Source organism: Mesorhizobium sp. M2E.F.Ca.ET.209.01.1.1 (assembly GCF_004010375.2).
Lineage (GTDB): Bacteria > Pseudomonadota > Alphaproteobacteria > Rhizobiales > Rhizobiaceae > Mesorhizobium.
On the sequence record NZ_SADP02000002.1, the window covers coordinates 261,914 to 279,608 of the forward strand.

The window sequence follows — 17,695 nt, forward strand, 5'->3', positions numbered from 1 at the left end:
GCGGGGGCGAGGAACCCAAGCATAGATACGCCGGCGGGACCGCGCCCCCTCTGTCGCCATTGGCGACGGAGGGGATTAGCTTCGCTCGGGAAACATCGCCTTCAACCCCTCGCGCGAGGCCTTTGCCACGCCGCGTTCGGTGATCAATCCCGTCACCAACCTTGCCGGCGTCACATCGAAGGCCGGGTTCGCCGCCGGCGTCTGATCCGGCGACACGCGCACCTGCGCGATCTTGCCGTCTGACGTCTTGCCCCAGACCAGCGAAACCTCGTCGCCGGAGCGCTCCTCGATCGGGATTTCCGCTAGCCCGTCGGCCACTGTCCAGTCGATTGTGGGCGAGGGGAGCGCGACGTAGAAGGGCACGTCGTTGTCGGCCGCGGCCAGCGCCTTCAGATAGGTGCCGATCTTGTTGCAGACGTCGCCATTGGCGGTGGTGCGGTCGGTGCCGACGATCACCATGTCGATGTCGCCATGCTGCATCAGGTGGCCGCCGGCATTGTCGACGATCAGCGTATGCGGCACGCCGTGCCCGGCCATCTCCCAGGCGGTCAGCTGGGCGCCCTGGTTGCGCGGCCTGGTCTCGTCGACATAGACATGCACCGGAATGCCGGCCTCGGTCGCCAGATAGATCGGTGCGGTGGCGGTGCCGTAGTCGACCGTCGCGAGCCAGCCGGCATTGCAATGGGTGAGGATGTTGACGGTTTCGCCGGGCTTCTTCTTCGCCGCTATCTCTCTGATGATGGCAAGCCCGTTCTCGCCGATGGCGCGGTTCAACCCGACATCCTCGTCGGCGATCTCGGCGGCCCGCTTGTAGGCAGCCTCCGCGCGTTCCTCCGGCGCCAGCGGCTTGAGGAAGCGTCGCATCTCGTCCAGCGCCCAGCGCAGGTTGATCGCCGTCGGCCGCGTCTTGTTGAGCGTCTCCCGCACCGCATCGAGCGCTTCGTCCGACGGATCGTCCATCATCTGGATGGCGACGCCATAGGCCGCGGTGACGCCGATCAGTGGCGCGCCGCGCACCCACATGTCGCGGATCGCGGTGGCGATGCCGGCGACGGTTCCGATCGTCTCGATGCGGAACTCATGCGGCAGCCAGCGCTGGTCGATGATCTCGACCGAGCGCTCATCGTCGCTGAGCCAGATGGTGCGGTAATGGCGTTCGCCGACATTCAAAGGGAGTTCTCCTGTTCGATCAGCGCGGCCAGATTGTTGACCTCGTCGACGCTGTGGATCTGGCGCCGGTTGACGGCGATGTGGCGGCCGAAGCGCAAAGCCTTGGCCTCACATCTGGCGCGCAGGTCTTGATCGGCAATGGTCTCGAAATCGGCATTGTGGGCTAGCCCAAGGATGCGCCGGTGCACCTCGATGCCGGCAAAGCCGAGCAGGTCGGTCCAGATGGAATGCAGCATGTGATCGAGCGCCTGCTCGGAACCCAGCCTGTCGCCCTGATCCTCGAACAGGCTTTTCTGGTAGAGGATGCCGGTGCGCTCGGTCCGCCACAGATGCGCGAACTCGGCGCGGAAGGTGGCCCAGGTCTCGGCGGTGACGCCGAGCAGATAGGCGCGCATCGAGTCGCGACTGCCTTTTTCCTCGTGCCCGCGCTGCGAGAAGAAGGCCATCCAGAAATTGGCAAGCAGCATGCCGACATCGAAGGCGATCGGGCCGTAGAAGGCGAACTCCGGATCGATCATCCGGGTCTCTGTGTCCGTCACCATGATCGAGCCCGAATGCAGGTCGCCATGCAGCAGCGTCTCGGCATTGGCGGCGAAGAGATGCTTCAGCCGCTGCGCCTCGACCTTGAGGTCGCGATCGGCCCGCAATTCGGCGACAAGGCCGTCGAGCTGCGGCGAGGTATGCCGGTTCATTTTTGCGTCGAAATAGGGATCGGAGAACACCAGGTTCTCGGTGATGTCGCAGAGCTCCACATTGTCGGCGAACAAAGCGAGATCGGCTTTGCGATCCTTGGCCACCATCGACAGGTCAGAGCCACGGAACAGCGTGCGGGCCATGAACAGGCCGATGTCGCGCGCGATGTTCGGCAATTCGCGGCCGTCGATCAGCGCGCGCCTGAGAATGACATGCGGCGGCGCCAGATATTCCATCACGATCAGCGCCTGGGTCTCGTCGAAATGGTAGATCGCCGGCACCGAGCCCGGCGCGCGGCGCTCCTGCCGGGTCAGCGCATGATATTCGAAGAAGGAGCGCTTCAAGGGCAGCGGCCAGCTGTCGCCGACCAGCCGCACATAGGGCAGCGCCTGCTTGACCACCGCGGCGCCCCGGTCGCCCTCGACGATAAACACGAGGTTGAGATTGCCGTCGCCGACCTCGCGTACTTTCCAGCGGCTGATGTCCTTGCCGATGCGCTCGGTCAGCGCCACGGTCTCGCCAAGGCGCTTCGGCAGCGTTTCCACCGACAATGCTTCGAACTTCCCGGTCATGCTCTCCCCTCCTTCGCGTGATCTCCGACGATAGCGGAGCCACGACGGCGGGGCCAAGCTAGGAAGCGCTCTGGCAAATGTCAATCGTGTTGACAATTGACGAATGAGCCCATAGCGTCACGGGCTAGGGAGGAAGGAATGGGCGCAGATGCCGTGTTCCATGTGGAGGGCCTGAGGAAATCCTTCGGCCAGAACGAGGTGCTTGGCGGCATCTCGCTCGAACTGCATTCAGGCGAGGTGACGGTGCTGATGGGCGCCAATGGCGCCGGCAAATCCACCCTGGTCAAGATCGTCAGCGGCGTCTATTCGCGCGGTGCCGGCACCATGCAGCTCGCCGGCGAGGCGTTCGACCCGCAGACCCCGGCCGAGGCCATCCGCGCCGGCGTCGTGACCGTGCACCAGAACATCAATGACGGCGTGGTCGCCGACCTCGACGTCGCCACCAATCTGACGCTCGACCGGTTGAGCGGCAAGGGCGCGTCGATGCTGTTCAGGCCAGCCAATGTACGCGCCGAAGCCAAGGCTGTCGCCGACCGCATGGGGCTCACTATCGACCTCAAGGCGCGCGTCAGCGATCTATCATTGGCCGACCGGCAGATGGTCGCCATCGCCCGCGCCATGGCGCATGAGCCCAAAGTGCTGATCCTCGACGAGCCGACCTCGTCGCTGTCGAGCGCCGAGGCCGACCGGCTGTTTTCACTGATCGACCGGCTGCGCGGTCATGGCGTCGCCATCCTCTACATCTCGCACCGCATGTCCGACATCAGGCGGCTCGCCGACCGCATCATGTCGATGCGCGACGGTGTCGTCTCCGGCGTCTTCGATCAAAAACCGCTCGATTACGAGGGCGCGGTCAACGCCATGCTCGGCCGCAAGATCCACCTCGACAGGGTCGTCGCCAGAAGCTCGGCGCGCGCGGTCTTCATGGCCGAAGGCCTGCAGCTCGCGCACGGAGCAAAACCGATCTCGATGACGCTCGGCGCCGGCGAGGTGGTGGCGGTCACCGGCCTTGTCGGCGTCGGCAAGACGGCGTTGGCCGAAACGCTGTTCGGCGTGCGCAAGCCGCTTGCCGGCACCATGCATATGGACGGCAAGCCCTACGCGCCGGGCTCGGCGCGCGAGGCGATCGCCTCCGGTGTCTTCCTGGTTGCCAAGGATCGCGCCGAGAGCGGCATCGTCGGCGGCTTCAACATCGAACGCAACATCAGCCTGCCGTTCCTCAAGCGCATGTCGAGCCTCAGTGTCATGAAGACGCGCGCCGAGCGTGTCGCCGCCCGCCGCCAGATCGACGAGCTCGGCATCGTCTGCCGTTCGGAGAAGGACGAGCTGTCGGCGCTTTCCGGCGGCAACCAGCAGAAGGTGATGGTGGCGCGCTGGATGTCGCAGGCTTCGCGCCTCTTCATCCTCGACGAGCCCTTCCAGGGCGTCGACATTTCGGCGCGCCGCGACATCGCCGCGAAGCTTCGAGCCAGCGCCGACGGCCGCGCGACGCTGATCTTCGTCACCGAGATCGACGAGGCGCTGGAAACCGCCGACCGCATCCTGGTGATGTCGGAACACACGATCGTCGGCGAGCACCGCAACGCCGATATCGACCTCGACCGGCTGCTGGCGGAAGTGGCCGGCGGCCCGCTTCACAGCGCTGCGTGAGGGGGAGAAATTGCAGGGAGTGGACTGGGAATGCGTTTGAGTTCGAATGCCGCGCGGCGGGGCGCTGAATGATGCGCGACTACGCCATCCGCTACGGCTTCATCGTCCTGCTGGTCGGGCTGATCGCCTATTTCGCTGTTGCAGCCGACGGTTTCGTTTCGCCGCAAAGCGCCGTCTTCATCTTCCAGTCGGTGGCCATCACGGGCGTGCTGGCGCTCGGCGTCACCGCGACGCTGGTCGTCGGTGGCTTCGACCTCTCGATCGGCTCGGTCGCCACCAGCGCCATGATGGCGGCGTCCTACGCCATGGTCGTGCTGGAGCAGAACGCCATCGTCGCCGTCATCGCCTGCCTGGTCATCGGCGTCATCGTCGGGCTGATCAATGGCTGGCTGATCGTCTATATGCGCGTGCCCGATCTGCTTGCGACGCTCGGCATGATGTTCCTGCTGCTTGGCCTGCAGCGCATCCCGACCGAAGGCCGCTCGATCGCCACTGGCATGACCATGCCCGACGGCTCGGTCGCCAACGGCAAGTTTTCCGAAGCCTTCCTGGCGCTCGGCCGCCATCGCATCGACTTCTTCATCCCGAGCCTGATCCCGGTCTCGGTGGTGGTGCTGGTGGTGCTCGCGGTGCTGATCTGGTTCTTCCTCGAATACACCCGCTTCGGCCGCATGATGTATGCGGTCGGCTCCAACGAGAGGGCCGCCGAACTCGCCGGCGCGCCTGTCAAGGCATACAAAATCTGGGCCTATGTCATTTCGGGAGTTTTTGCCTCGATCGGCGGGATTTTGCTCGCCGCCCGGCTTGGACGCGGCGACATCGCCTCGGGTAATAATCTGTTGCTCGACGCAGTAGCGGCGGCGCTCATCGGCTACGCGGTGCTCGGCGCGGCCAAGCCCAACGCTTTCGGCACGGCCGTCGGGGCGGTGTTCGTCGGCGTCCTGCTGCAAGGCCTGACGATGATGAACGCCCCTTACTACACGCAGGATTTCGTCAAGGGCGCGGTGCTTGTCGTCGCCCTTGTCTTCACCTTCGCCCTGTCCGGCAGGGGCAAGAGATAGTTTCGACCGGGGTATTGAGACAAAACGGAGGAAAACGAAGTGAACATCACGAGAAGACTTTTGGGGAAGGCGGCACTCGGCCTCGCCGGCGCGGCGCTGCTGATGCAGGGCACGGCATCGGCGGCGGACAAGCCGGCGCCGTTCGACAAGCCGGGCGTCAAGATCGCGCTGGTGCGGTATCTATCGACCGGTGACTTCTTCCAGGCCTATCTGTCCGGCGTCGAGGCGCAGGCCAAGGCGCTGGGCGTCGATCTGCGCGTGCTCGACAGCCGCCAGGATGCCGCGCTCCAGGCCGACATGGTCGACCAGGCCATCGCCCTCGGCGTGCAGGGCATCATAATCCAGCACGGCCTGACGGAATCGATGAAGGACGCCGCCCAGCGCGCTGTCGACGCCGGCATCAAGGTCGTCGCCTTCGACGTCAATGTCGAGAACCCGAAGATCCCGCAGATCGAGCAGTCGGACAAGGACCTTGCCAAGCTCGCGCTCGAGCAGGCGGTCAAGGACAATGGCGAGAGCTGGAAGGCCGGCTATGTCTATGTCGCCGGCATCGCCCCGCTCGACCGCCGCAACGAGACCTGGGTGGACGTGAAGAAGAAATATTCGGGCATCAGCGAGGTCGCCCAGTTCGGCACGCTCGACAACCCGATCGCCAACTCCGTCGCCAACCAGGCGCGCTCGGTGCTGCAGGCGCACCCCGACATCAAGGTGATGTTCGCGCCCTATGACGAGTTCGCCAAGGGCGTGAAGATCGCGGTCGACGAGGCCGGCCTGAACAAAGGCATCAAGATCTACTCGGCCGACATCTCGACCTCGGATATCGCGGCGATGCGCGAGCCGGACAGCGCCTGGGCGGCGACCGCCGCCACCAACCCGGCCGTCGTCGGCCAGGTCTCGGTGCGCGCGCTGGCGCAGCTGCTTGCCGGCGAGGATCCCGGCCACAACGTCATCGTGCCGCCGACGCTGATCACCCAGAAGGAGCTGATCGACAAGGACATCAAGAACATGGAAGACCTGTCGGCCAAGCTGCCGCAATTCGCCCATGCCAATGTCGCGATGCCGGCCTGGATGCCGAACCCGAATGCCAAGTAAGGTCTCTGGCGGTCACGAAATGAAGAGAGCGGTCCAAAGGGCCGCTCTCTGTCTTTCCAAGTCTGCTGTTGCGGCCTCATCGCTGCCAGAAGGGCAGCTTGGCGATCTCGGCCTCGACCTCTTTTTTCGTCAGCCCGATATCGTCGATCAGATGCGGATTGTCCCTCGCCATCCGCTTGAGCTCAAAGCGAAAATAGGCCTGCTTGCGGTGTTCCGCGATGAGGCTGCGCAAAGCAGCCAGGCTGTAGCGCCGGCGGCCTTTTTGCATTGCCGGCGCCATCGCCAGACATGTGGAAGGCGCAAAGCTGTCGTTCATGGCAACCTCCATCGAAATGAGGGTTCCGAAGGCCCTCGACCAGATTGAGATTGCACTGTGCCGCAGCCGGCCGGCGGCGTAATTAAGCCCTGCCAAATAGTTCTCAAAACTTCCAAATCGGCTATAGATCGCCGCATGCAGGGATCGCGCTTTGCTTTTGGACCGTTCGTGTTTGATCCTGGCGCGGGAACGCTGCTTCGGGGCGACGTCCCTGTGGCCGCCGGTCATCGCGGACTGAAGCTGCTCGAGGCCCTCGTCGCGCGTCCCGGCGAAATCCTGGCCAAGGCAGAGCTGATGGACGCGGCCTGGCCGGGTACCGCCGTTGAGGAAGGCAATCTCACCGTCCAGATCGCGCAGCTCAGGAAGCTGCTTGGCCCGGCGACCGGTGGCGGCGAGTGGATCGCCACCGTGCCGCGTGTCGGCTACCGCTTCACCGGTACCGTCGAACAGGCCGACGCCACGCGCAAACTCTTGCCGCTGCCCGACAAACCGTCGATCGCCGTGCTGCCCTTCATCAATCTGAGCAACGATCCCGAGCAGGACTCTTTCGCCGACGGCCTGACCGAAGACCTCATCACCGATCTCTCGCGGATTCCGGGCCTGTTCGTCATCGCGCGCAACTCGGTCTTTGCCTACAAGGGCAGGGCCATGGATGTGCGCGCCATCGCCGGGGAGCTTGGCGTGCGCTATCTGCTGGAGGGCAGCGCAAGACGTGTCGCCGGACGGGTTCGCATCAACGCCCAGCTGATCGATGCGCTGAGCGGCGAGCATCTCTGGGCGGAGCGTTTCGATCGCGGCCTGGAGGACATCTTCGCCGTTCAGGATGAGGCTACCAGTAAGATCGTCGAAGCGCTGCTTGGGAGGCTGCGCGCGCCGCCAGAGCGCAACCGGCCGAAGAGCCTCGAAGCTTATGATCTCGTCGTGCGGGCACGCAAAATGTTCGACGAGTCGCCGCAAATGGCGCGCGAAGCGCATCTGATGCTGACGCGCGCGATCTCGCTCGATCCGGACTATGCCGAGGCCTATCGCTGGCAGGCGATGAACCACTGGATGGGCTGGGTTCATTGGGGCGAGCCGTTCGAGCCTGCCCGCAGCACGGCTCTGGAACTGGCGCGCAAGGCCGTGGCGATCGACCCCAACGATGCCGGCTGCCGCTGGGTGCTCGCCAATTTGCTTGCCTATGAGCGCGATTTCGAACAGGCCGAGATTGAGTTCGCCAAGGCGATCGAACTCGATCCGAACGAGGCCGATATCTGGGCGACATTGTCCGACATCGAGGTGCTGGCCGGCCAAGTGGAGTTGAGTCTCGAACACATCCGCAAGGCGTTTCGGCTCAATCCGTTTCCGCCGAGCTGGTATTACCTGACGCTCGGCCAGGCACAGTATGCGGCCCGCGACTACGAGGCGGCCGTCGAGACGCTGCGCCGCGACGAGACCTACCGCACCAGCTCGCGCCGCTTCCTGGCGGCGGCCCTTGCTCAACTCGGCCGGCTCGACGAGGCGCGCACCGAGGTCGCGCTGTTCCTCGTCGGCAACCCGCATTTCTCCACGCAGCGCTGGGTCGACACGGAGCCGTTCCGCGACGACGCGACACTCCGGCATTTCGTCGACGGCTTCCGCAAGGCCGGCCTTCCGGAGTAATGCGGCGACGATGACGGCCTAGTCGCCCGAGCACAGGATTTGATCGCTTGGCTCTGTTTTCGTTGGCAGGCGGCATGCGTTGGAGATTGGCCGAAACGCCTATCGCGATCGTCATTCCAGGGCGGAGCAGGAGCGAAGCTCCGTCGCGAAGACCCTGGAATCCATGCCGTTACCTTCGCCAAGGCGTGCAACGGAGCAGAATTCTGCACCGTGGCGGCGCTTCCATGTCACGGCATGGATTCCATGGTCTGCGCCGCGTCGCTTCGCTCCTTGCTCCGCCATAGAATGACGAGGTTGGGGCGGCTTCAACCAATTCCCGGCGTTCGCGCTGATTTCACTACAATGGGCGGAAATCCTGCGCCAAGACAAACGGCAACCCGCGTCCAATTCCTTATATTTTTTCACCGGCCGGCGCGGGCCAGCCCATGTGCCACCAGCCGGTCGATGACCTCCGGATAGCTGATGCCGCTTGCCGCCATCGCCTTGGCGTACATGCTGATATTGGTGAAACCCGGAATGGTGTTGAGCTCGTTGATAAGGAACGACATGTCCGGCATCAGGAAGAAGTCGACGCGGGCCATGCCGTCGCAGCCGAGCGCCCTGAACGCCCTTGCGGCTGCGCCCCGCATGGCTTCCTCGACTTGCGGCGGCAATTCCGCCGGCACGATCAGCGCAGCGCCGTTCTCGTCGATATATTTGGCATTGTAATTGTAGAAGCCGTGGCTCTCCGCGGGCACGATCTCGCCTGGACGCGAGACGAAAAGTTCGCCCTCGGGGCTTTCCAGCACGCTGAATTCGATCTCGCGGCCGCGAACGAATTCCTCCGCTAGCAGCTTGCGATCGTGCTGGAAGGCTTCCTCGAGTGCTCGATCGAATTCCTGGCTGGCATTGACCTTCGAGACGCCGACCGACGATCCCTGCCGCGCCGGCTTGATGAACAGCGGCAGGCCGAGCTGCTCTTCCAGCTCGGTGAGGGCAGGCGCCGCATCCTCTTCGATTGTCACTGAGCGTGCGACGGGCAGTCCGGCCGCCTTCAGCAGCCGCTTGGCAATGTCCTTGTCGAGGGCCGTGGCGGAGCCGAGGATGCCGCAGCCGGCGAGCGGCACGCGCGCCACTTCGGCCAATCCCTGCACCGCGCCGTCCTCGCCATGCAGGCCGTGCAGCACCGGAAACAGGATATCGATGGCGGGAATGTCGTGGGGCGCGCCGCCGGCGGGTATCGCCAGCATCCGCCCATGACCGCCCGGCACCAGGCAGAGCTGCGTGCCGGCCGACGGCGTGGCCAGCGCGCCGCTCTCGAAGCGGCTGAGCAGCCATTGCCCTTCGCGGGTGACGAAGATCGGAACGGCATCGTATTTCGCCGGATCCAGCGCGGCCATGACGTTGGCCGCCGAAAGCAGCGATACCTCATGCTCGGCGGAGCGCCCGCCGAACAACACGCCGATACGAAGTCTCTTTGCCGCCATCGATAACTCCACCAATGATCAGGGTTGGAGCTCGCATGCGAAACACCAGCTAGTCCCCTTCAACCCTTCCAGTAGTAAGGAAGGATTGGAGTGGGACTTTGACCGGTTGAAGCAGTTTTTCAGCAGAAGCTGCGAAAGGCGCTCCGTCCTGAGAGGAGTCAACGCGAGGAGATCGAGCGGTTCGTCGTTTTCGTGAAACGATGAGCTACTCGTTGAAGAGATCGGAATGAGAACCGGTTCGTGCAAGCTGCAGTTCGCCATTCGCGACGCGATAGATCAAAAGCCAATCCGGTTCGATGTGAGCGTCGCGATAGCCTTTCCAGTCGCCTTTCAGCGGATGGTCCTTGTAGATCGGCGGCAGTTCATGTTCGCCGATCAGGAGACCTAATATCTGACGCAACTTGCCGAGATCCTTGCCACGCTTCTCCATACGCTTCACATCCCGGCGGATTGCCCGGAGCGAACGGGGATCAACATGTCAGATGTCCAGATCCTTGAACAACTCGTCGGCCGAAGCGAACCGCTTGCCCTTGCCCTTCTCCAATTCGGCCATGGCCTTTCGTGTGGTTGCGTTCGGCACTTTCACCGGAAAGGGAAATTCCTTGTCCGCGGCGACACGGACCAACAGTAGGCGAATGGCGTCGGAAACCGACAACCCCATGGCCGCCAAGGCTTCCGTAGCCTGATCCTTCGTTGCGGTATCGATGCGAGCACGAACTACCGTATCTGATGCCATATGCGACTCCTCTGGAGCCACAATGTAGCTACAGAGGAGCATTCCTGCAAGCAGATACCCTGCCATTTTTACAGGACAAACATCACCTTTACAGGACAAACATCACCGCAACGCCGCCGCGATGTTGCCGCCGTCCACCGTTGTCACGTCGGCGGTCGTGCGTTCGGCCAGCGCCTGGTGCAGGAAGGCCTGCGCCACGTCGTCGGCCGTCACTTCCTGCCCGAGCAGATTGCCGGACATGTATTCCTTCTCCGATACGCCGCGCGCGCCGGAGCGGCTGGCGATCATGGCGTCGGTCAAGAGGCCCGAGCGGATGCGGTCGGCGTTGACCGCGTTCGAGCGTATGCCAAAGGCGCCGTAGTCGAGCGCATATTGCCTGGACAAGAACAGCGTCGCCGCCTTGGGAATCCCGTAGGCGCCGAATTTCGGGCCGGGATTGATCGCCTGCTTGGAGGTGTTGAAGAGCAACACGCCGCCGGTGCCTTGTTCCAGCATGATGCGCACCGCGTTCTGCGCCGCCGACTGATGAGCAAAGAAATTGAGCTCAAAACTCTTTCGCAGCGTCGCGTCATCCAACTCGCCGATGCGGCCTTCCCAGGCCGCTCCCGCATTCGAGACCAAGATGTCGACACCGCCATAGACCGCGACCGCCTTGTCGAAGGCGGCGCGCATCTCGGCCGGCTTGGTGATGTCGGCGCCGACGCCGATCGAGTTGTAGCCGGCCGCCTTGGCCGCTTCCGCGGCCTTGGCCGGATCGAGGTCGACGATCACCGCATGCGCGCCATTGGCGGCGAACAATTTTGCCGTCGCGGCGCCGATGGCGCCGGCGCCGCCGGTGATCAGCACCACCTGGCCGGTCAGCGGCTTCGGCTTGTTGGAGGCAAGCTTGGCCTGTTCCAACGACCAGTATTCGAGCGGGAAGAGGTCGGCCTTGGACAGAGGATGGAAATTGCCGACGGCCTCGGCGCCGCGCACTGCCTCGATCCACATCTCGCCGACATCCGACGCGATCTTGGCGTCCTTCAGCGTGCGGCCATGGCCGAACATGCCCAGACCCGGCACAAGCGTCAGGCGCGGCATCGGGTCGAGCATGGTGCGCTTCACGTCGTCCAGCGCGTCATTGGTCTCGAAATAGGCGGTGTAGTCCTTGACGAAGGCCTCGACATGGCTGCGCACCACTGCCTTGTAGTCGCCGAGCTTGTCGGCCTCCGGCGCCGGTACCGCCATCGGCCCGGTCTTGATGCGGATCGACAGGTCGGGCGTCGAGACGCCTCGGCCGGCCAACTCGGCGATCTTGGCCGAATTGATGAAATCGACGATCGCGTCCGAGGTGCGGAAGTCGCTGATCATGCGGTCGAAGCGGCCTTCGCCGCGCGCCACGGCCACCGCGCCGCGCAGCGTCGGCGCAATGTCGCTCGGCTTGGCGAGTTTTGCCGGCAGCGCCGCCTTGGCCGCCTGCGGCTTGCCGTTCCTGGCGACATACTCCTCGGCCACAGTCACGTGATGGATCATGCGGTCATAGGCCTGCCTGGCATCATCGCCGAAGATGAAGATGCCGTGCTTGTCGAGGATCAAACCCTCGACGCTCGGGTCGGCGTCGAAGACTTCCGCCGCGACCTTGGCGAGGTCGAAGCCGGGCTTGATGTAGGGCACGTAACCCATCTTGTCGCCGAACACGGTCTTGATCAGCGGCTTGCTGTCTTCCTGGTCGACGATGGCCAGGATTGCCGTCGAATGCGTGTGGTCGACGAATTTGTGCGGCAGAAAGGCGTGCAGCAGTGTTTCGACCGACGGATTGGGGGAGGACGGATCGATCAGGTTGGAGCGCTGCAGCGCCACCATGTCCTCGTCGGAGAGCTTGTCCAGCCCGCGCGCCTTGAGCAGCGCGCCCATCTTCACCGCCGGCAGGCCTTGCGGCTCGATGACGGCCATGTCCCAGCCACTGCCCTTGACGCACAGCACGTCCCACTCGTCGCCGAGGAGATCAGTGGCCTTGGTCTTGCAGGACGTGTTGCCGCCGCCATGCAGCACCAGCCGCGGCTCGCCGCCGAGCAGGCGGGTCGTGTAGACGCGCAACGCAAGGTCGCCACCGACGCCCTTCCTGGCATAGTCGGCAACCATCTTCTCGGCGTCGGCGTCGTTCCAAAGGTTCTTCATGTCGTTCCGTCCGATACTCGTTTTTTTGCTCATGAACAGAAAGCCGCGACGTCTGTATGACAGAAGCGGCGAGGGTGGTTTTTCTAAGAGGCCTTTTGGGTTGCCGCCTCGGCGTATTGGAGCAGGCGCCCGGCCATATGCGCGCCGATCACCAGATGCGTGCAGAGCCCGCCGGCGATGGCTGAAAGCAGCGGCTCGAACTTGGTGTCTTCCTGCACCACCATCAGCCGCTTCTCGATGGCGCGCAGCGAGGCGAGCGCGGCGGAGATGACGCGCCGGTTGTAGCCACAGTCGAGCACCTCGCCCCCGGCGTCGATGATCTGTCCGGCGATGACGCCGGCAGCGCCCTGGCTGCGCAGCCCTTCCATCTCGGCGGGCGACAGCGCGCCGCATTTGACCAGATGGCTGTCGGCATCGACCGCGCCGACGGAATAGAGCGCCAGGTCGCAGTTGGCGATGCCGGCAAGCTGGTCGCGGATCACCGGCTCGGCGCGCAGGCTCTTCGCCAGCTCTTCCGTCGACAGCACCAGCGGCGCATAGAAGTTCAGGCCCTTGGCGTTCAGCCGCCGCGCGATCTCCATCGTGCACTGGTCGGGCCGGCAGGAATAGGGCGCGCCGAGATTGCCGCAGAGCTGCACCACGGTGACGTCCTGCAGGTCGGCGAAGGACATGATGTCGGCGATGGTGTAGACGGTGCGGCCCCAGGCGACGCCGATGCGGTCGCCCTTCTTCACCAGCTCAAGAAAGACGCTCGCCGCTAGCACCGCGATATCGGTCGAGGGATCGGCGAGATAGGCGTTTTCCGGCGCGATCCAGACCGCGTCGAGCCCGAACGCGTCTTCAACCTTGCGGGCCACAACATCGTCAGTGAAAAGCTGCGTCGAGGTCGAGATGTTGACGATGCCGGTTTCACGCGCCTTGCGCAGATACATGGCGACCGAAGCGCGGGAAATGTTGAGCTGGCTCGCCACTTCGTCCTGGCGCAGGCCATGGGCATAGTAAAGCCAGGCGGCCTTGTGGATGAGCTGTTCTGCCGGTCTGATCGCCATGCCGCCTCCTCGGCTGACATTAGTCACGGCTCTCGACAAAAGTCAAATTTGGTTGGGCGGAGGGCAATCACCTCCCGGCAAGGCGTATCCTGGATCGCCGTTCTACCAAGCCGGCGCAGCATAGCATTTTCAGACGCCGGATGGGGATAGCGCGACGACGAGCCTAAGGTTAGAAAGTTCGAAAAGAACTTTGGGGAGAACAGGATGGCCAATCCTTACGAACAGGATCTCGACAGGAACGCCGCCAACCATCAGCCGCTGACGCCGCTAACTTATCTTCAGCGTGCGGCCAAGACCTATCCTGACCATATCGCCATCATCCATGGCAGCCAGCGCATCACTTACCGCGAGTTCTGGCGCCGCTCGCTGAAGCTTGCCGCCGCACTAGCCAAGCGCGGCATCGGCAAGGGCGACACGGTGACGGTAATGCTGTCCAACACGCCGCCGATGCTCGAAGCGCATTTCGGCGTGCCGATGGTGAAGGCGGTGCTGCATTCGCTGAACACCCGTCTCGACGCCGCCGTCATCGCCTTCCAGCTCGACCATGCCGACACAAAGGTGCTGATCGTCGACCGCGAATTCTCGGGCGTGGTCAAGGAGGCCCTGGCGTTGGCCAAGGTGAAGCCATTGGTCATCGACTATGACGACCCGGACTACGCCGCCGACGCGCCCTATCCGAAGGGCGAGCGGATCGGCGTGCTCGATTATGAAGACTTCGTCGCCGCGGGCGACGAGGCGTTCGCATGGTCGATGCCGGACGACGAATGGGACGCCATCTCGCTCAACTACACGTCCGGCACGACAGGCAATCCGAAGGGCGTCGTCTACCACCATCGTGGCGCCGCGCTGATGGCTTATACCAACACCATCCATGCCGGCATGGCCAAGCACGCGGTCTATCTGTGGACGCTGCCGATGTTCCATTGCAACGGCTGGTGCTTCCCCTGGACGCTCGCCGTGCAGGCCGGCACGCATGTCTGCCTGCGCTGGGTGCGGGCAAAGCCGATATATGACGCCATCGCCGACCACGGCGTCACGCATCTCTGCGGCGCGCCGATCGTCATGTCGGTGCTGATCAATACGAAGGAGGAGGACAAGCGCGCGTTCCGGCAGACTGTCACTTTCAACACCGCCGCGGCACCGCCGCCGGAGGCCGTGCTGTCCGGCATGGCCGATGCAGGCTTTGCCGTCACCCATCTCTACGGCCTGACCGAGACCTACGGCCCGGCGGTCGTCAATGAATGGCACAATGAGTGGGACGGATTGGAGAAAGGCCCGAGGTCGGCTAAGAAGGCGCGCCAGGGCGTGCGCTACGCGTCGCTCGAGGGTCTTACGGTGATGGACCCTCAGGCGATGATCGAGACGCCGGCCGATGGCGAGACCATTGGCGAGGTCATGTTCCGCGGCAACATCGTCATGAAGGGCTATCTGAAGAATCGCAAGGCCACCGACGAGGCCTTCGCCGGCGGCTGGTTCCATTCCGGCGATCTCGGCGTCATGCACCCCGACGGCTACATCCAGCTCAAGGACCGCTCCAAGGACATCATCATCTCGGGCGGCGAGAACATCTCCTCCATCGAGGTCGAGGACGCGCTCTACAAGCATCCTTCCGTTGCCTCCTGCGGCGTCGTTGCGCGCGCCGACGAGAAATGGGGCGAGGTGCCTGTCGCCTATGTCGAGCTGAAGCCCGGCAAGACCGCGACCGAGGCCGAGATCATCGAGCATTGTCGAGGGCTGCTGGCGCGTTTCAAGGTGCCGAAGGCTGTGGTGTTTGCCGAGATTCCGAAGACGTCGACGGGCAAGATCCAGAAGTTCAGGTTGAGGGAAATGGCGAAGGGGGCGTGAGCCTCAAACGGACAAAGCCGAGTTCCCGCCCACCCCCCTCTGGCCTGCCGGCCATCTCCCCCGCAAGGGGGGAGATCGGATGTCGCCGCCGCTTTCGCCAATCGTCAGCGCTGCAGGAAAAAGCGCCGGCGCCCGAGCTGCCAATCTCCCCCCTTGCGGGGGAGATGGCCGGCAGGCCAGAGGGGGGTGTGAAGGATCGCTGCGCCGAAAGTAGGCTCAGCGTTCCTTACCCTGGTCACCACCCTCGCAATTGTCACCATCTGTCACCAATTATACGCGTACGTCGATTCCGCGTTGACTCCTCGCCGCTTTCGTTTTACGACTGACGAAAATTGAAATTCGTCACTTGTCAAACGAAAGCGCCATGTCCGAAGCCGCCAGCATCGTGGCAGACCCCGCCAGGCAGGAGAATGTGACCCGCATTCTCGACTGCGCCGAGCGCCTGTTCCGCCACTACGGCTACGGCAAGACCAATGTCGCCGACATTGCCCGCGAGCTTGGCATGTCGCCGGCCAACATCTACCGCTTCTTTGCCTCCAAGGTCGAAATCCACCAGGCCGTCTGTGGCCGCATGCTCGGCGCCAGCTACAAGATGGCCTACGAGATCATGCACCTGCCGATCAGCGCCGAGGAGCGGCTGCGGCGCTACATCCATGCCCAATACAAGATGACGCTGGAAGTCATGCTCGACCAGGAGAAGGTGCACGAGATGGTCATCGTCGCGATGGAGCGCGACTGGGGCGTCATCGACAAGCATGTCAACAGCATCCACAACCTGTTCGCCGAGGTGATCCGCGAGGGCATCGAGGCCGGTGAGTTCAGGGAACAGGACCCAGAAACAGCCTCGCGCTGCTTCGGCGCCGCGACCGTCATTCTCTGCCACCCGCAGATGGTGGCGCAGTGCCTTGCCAAGACCAACCGGGCGATGCCCGACGAACTTATCGACTACGCCATCAGAGCCTTGAAATAGCCGACGCCCGCCGGGCGCGGTTTCGACAGATCATCTCCAATTCGGGAGCGCTAAGGTGTCTTTGTCCAGTTCCATCCTCCGCAAGCTGCCGGCCGCAGGCCTCCCAACCGCCGCCGTCATCGCGGCAGTGCTCGGCCTTGCCGGCTGCAGCCAGGAGAAAGCCGAGGTCGTCCAGGAGGTCGTCCGGCCGGTGAAGGTGGTCGAGATCGGCGAGGCGCAGACTACTCGCCAGCTCGATTATTCCGGTTCGGTGCGCGCCCGCACCGAGATGAATCTCGGCTTCCGCATCGCCGGCAAGGTCACCGAGCGTCTGGTCGACATCGGCCAGCATGTGAACGAGGGCGACGTGCTCGCCCGCGTCGATCCTGCTGATTACGAACTGTCGGTGAAGAGCGCCGCGGCCAGCCTCGACGCCGCCGAGCGCCAAGTGGAGACGGTCGACCTCGCCAGGAAGCGTGCCGAGCAGCTCTATGCCAAGAATTTCGCGCCGAAGTCGCAGCTCGATCAGGCACGCCTGACCTACGACCAGGCCGTGGCGGCCCGCGATGCCGCCCGTTCGGCGTTGGCCCAGGCGCAGAACCAGGTTCAATACGCCGATCTGAAGGCCAGCAAGAACGGCATCGTCACCGCGATTTCCGCCGATGTCGGCCAGGTCGTCGCCGCCGGCACGCCGGTGATGACCGTCGCGGTCGATGGCGAGAAGGAAGTTTCGATCGCGGTGCCGGAGATGGATATCGCCGGCTTCAAGCCCGGCAAGGAGGTCAAGGCGAGCTTCTGGTCTGACGAAGGGCTCACCCTTGACGGCAAGGTCCGCGAGGTCGCCGGCAGCGCCGATCCACAGTCGCGCACCTTCGCCGTCCGGGTTTCGCTGCCCAACGATCCGCGCGTGCTGCTCGGCATGACCGCCAATGTCCAGGCGGCCGTCGGCAGCAAGGCTGAGCTCGTGTCGATCCCGCTGACCGCCATGACCGAGAAGGACGGCAAGCAGATCGTCTGGACGGTCGATCGCGCCTCCGACACCGTGCATCCGCGCCCGATCAAGATCGCCAGCTTCACCGCCGACGGCGTCACTGTGGCCGACGGCCTGAAACAGGGCGATGTCGTGGTCGCGGCAGGCACCCAGTTCATGACCGAAAACCTGAAGGTCAAGCTTTCCGGCGACGCCCAGCAATCCGCTTCGGCGGAGAATGACGTCGCGACCACCGGCAGCCTGCACTAACCAGGCGCGACAGACGCCTTTCCCGCTCTCGCTGCATCGAGCCGCGAGCCGGGGAAGG

The 17,695-nt window shown here is 63.9% G+C and carries 15 protein-coding genes; 7 read left to right on the top strand and 8 right to left on the bottom strand.

What is annotated here, in order from left to right; genetic code table 11:
- Positions 1 to 75 precede the first annotated feature (75 nt).
- Both mtnA and mtnK read right to left on the bottom strand, forming a co-directional pair.
- A complete protein-coding gene (gene mtnA / locus EN852_RS04715) occupies positions 76 to 1,170 on the bottom strand; it encodes an S-methyl-5-thioribose-1-phosphate isomerase (protein WP_127875571.1) in 1,095 nt (364 codons plus the stop codon).
- Positions 1,167 to 2,435: an S-methyl-5-thioribose kinase gene (mtnK, locus tag EN852_RS04720; protein WP_127875570.1), complete on the bottom strand. Its 1,269-nt coding sequence runs from the start codon at positions 2,433 to 2,435 to the stop codon at positions 1,167 to 1,169. The genes mtnA and mtnK overlap by 4 nt, the downstream gene beginning before the upstream one ends.
- Positions 2,436 to 2,573: 138 nt before the next feature.
- Between mtnK and EN852_RS04725 the strand changes: the two genes are divergently transcribed.
- The 3 genes from EN852_RS04725 (at position 2,574) to EN852_RS04735 (ending at position 6,238) form a co-directional block, all read left to right on the top strand.
- The gene (locus tag EN852_RS04725; RefSeq protein WP_127875569.1) at positions 2,574 to 4,085 is read left to right on the top strand and encodes a sugar ABC transporter ATP-binding protein; all 1,512 of its coding nucleotides are present in this window, start codon (positions 2,574 to 2,576) and stop codon (positions 4,083 to 4,085) included.
- Between the two features lie 68 nt (positions 4,086 to 4,153).
- Positions 4,154 to 5,146 (top strand): ABC transporter permease, encoded by a 993-nt coding sequence (locus tag EN852_RS04730; RefSeq protein ID WP_127866942.1) that lies wholly within the window; start codon positions 4,154 to 4,156, stop codon positions 5,144 to 5,146.
- Between the two features lie 39 nt (positions 5,147 to 5,185).
- On the top strand, positions 5,186 to 6,238 hold the full coding sequence (locus EN852_RS04735) for a substrate-binding domain-containing protein (RefSeq protein WP_127866943.1): 1,053 nt from the start codon (positions 5,186 to 5,188) through the stop codon (positions 6,236 to 6,238).
- 76 nt (positions 6,239 to 6,314) lie between these two features.
- Here EN852_RS04735 and EN852_RS04740 read toward each other — a convergent pair whose 3' ends face one another.
- Positions 6,315 to 6,506: a DUF1127 domain-containing protein gene (locus EN852_RS04740; protein ID WP_245519618.1), complete on the bottom strand. Its 192-nt coding sequence runs from the start codon at positions 6,504 to 6,506 to the stop codon at positions 6,315 to 6,317.
- A 183-nt stretch (positions 6,507 to 6,689) separates the two neighbouring features.
- Between EN852_RS04740 and EN852_RS04745 the strand changes: the two genes are divergently transcribed.
- Positions 6,690 to 8,195 (top strand): winged helix-turn-helix domain-containing tetratricopeptide repeat protein, encoded by a 1,506-nt coding sequence (locus tag EN852_RS04745; RefSeq protein WP_127875568.1) that lies wholly within the window; start codon positions 6,690 to 6,692, stop codon positions 8,193 to 8,195.
- A 401-nt stretch (positions 8,196 to 8,596) separates the two neighbouring features.
- On the opposite strand, the gene EN852_RS04750 is transcribed toward EN852_RS04745, so the two are convergent.
- The 5 genes from EN852_RS04750 to EN852_RS04770 form a co-directional block, all read right to left on the bottom strand.
- Positions 8,597 to 9,661 (bottom strand): D-alanine--D-alanine ligase family protein, encoded by a 1,065-nt coding sequence (locus tag EN852_RS04750; RefSeq protein WP_127875567.1) that lies wholly within the window; start codon positions 9,659 to 9,661, stop codon positions 8,597 to 8,599.
- Positions 9,662 to 9,866: 205 nt separating this feature from the next.
- On the bottom strand, positions 9,867 to 10,091 hold the full coding sequence (locus EN852_RS04755) for a type II toxin-antitoxin system YafQ family toxin (RefSeq protein ID WP_127875566.1): 225 nt from the start codon (positions 10,089 to 10,091) through the stop codon (positions 9,867 to 9,869).
- A 48-nt stretch (positions 10,092 to 10,139) separates the two neighbouring features.
- Entirely contained in the window at positions 10,140 to 10,397 is a 258-nt protein-coding gene (locus EN852_RS04760; RefSeq protein ID WP_127875565.1) for a type II toxin-antitoxin system RelB/DinJ family antitoxin, read from the bottom strand.
- Positions 10,398 to 10,499: 102 nt separating this feature from the next.
- Positions 10,500 to 12,554: a bifunctional aldolase/short-chain dehydrogenase gene (locus EN852_RS04765; protein WP_127875564.1), complete on the bottom strand. Its 2,055-nt coding sequence runs from the start codon at positions 12,552 to 12,554 to the stop codon at positions 10,500 to 10,502.
- Between the two features lie 83 nt (positions 12,555 to 12,637).
- On the bottom strand, positions 12,638 to 13,603 hold the full coding sequence (locus EN852_RS04770) for a sugar-binding transcriptional regulator (RefSeq protein ID WP_127875563.1): 966 nt from the start codon (positions 13,601 to 13,603) through the stop codon (positions 12,638 to 12,640).
- 204 nt (positions 13,604 to 13,807) lie between these two features.
- Between EN852_RS04770 and EN852_RS04775 the strand changes: the two genes are divergently transcribed.
- The 3 genes from EN852_RS04775 (at position 13,808) to EN852_RS04790 (ending at position 17,637) form a co-directional block, all read left to right on the top strand.
- A complete protein-coding gene (locus tag EN852_RS04775; protein ID WP_127875562.1) occupies positions 13,808 to 15,448 on the top strand; it encodes an acyl-CoA synthetase in 1,641 nt (546 codons plus the stop codon).
- Between the two features lie 364 nt (positions 15,449 to 15,812).
- The gene (locus EN852_RS04785; protein ID WP_127875561.1) at positions 15,813 to 16,418 is read left to right on the top strand and encodes a TetR family transcriptional regulator; all 606 of its coding nucleotides are present in this window, start codon (positions 15,813 to 15,815) and stop codon (positions 16,416 to 16,418) included.
- A gap of 73 nt (positions 16,419 to 16,491) precedes the next feature.
- Positions 16,492 to 17,637 (top strand): efflux RND transporter periplasmic adaptor subunit, encoded by a 1,146-nt coding sequence (locus EN852_RS04790; protein ID WP_246694190.1) that lies wholly within the window; start codon positions 16,492 to 16,494, stop codon positions 17,635 to 17,637.
- The last annotated feature ends 58 nt before the right edge of the window (positions 17,638 to 17,695 follow it).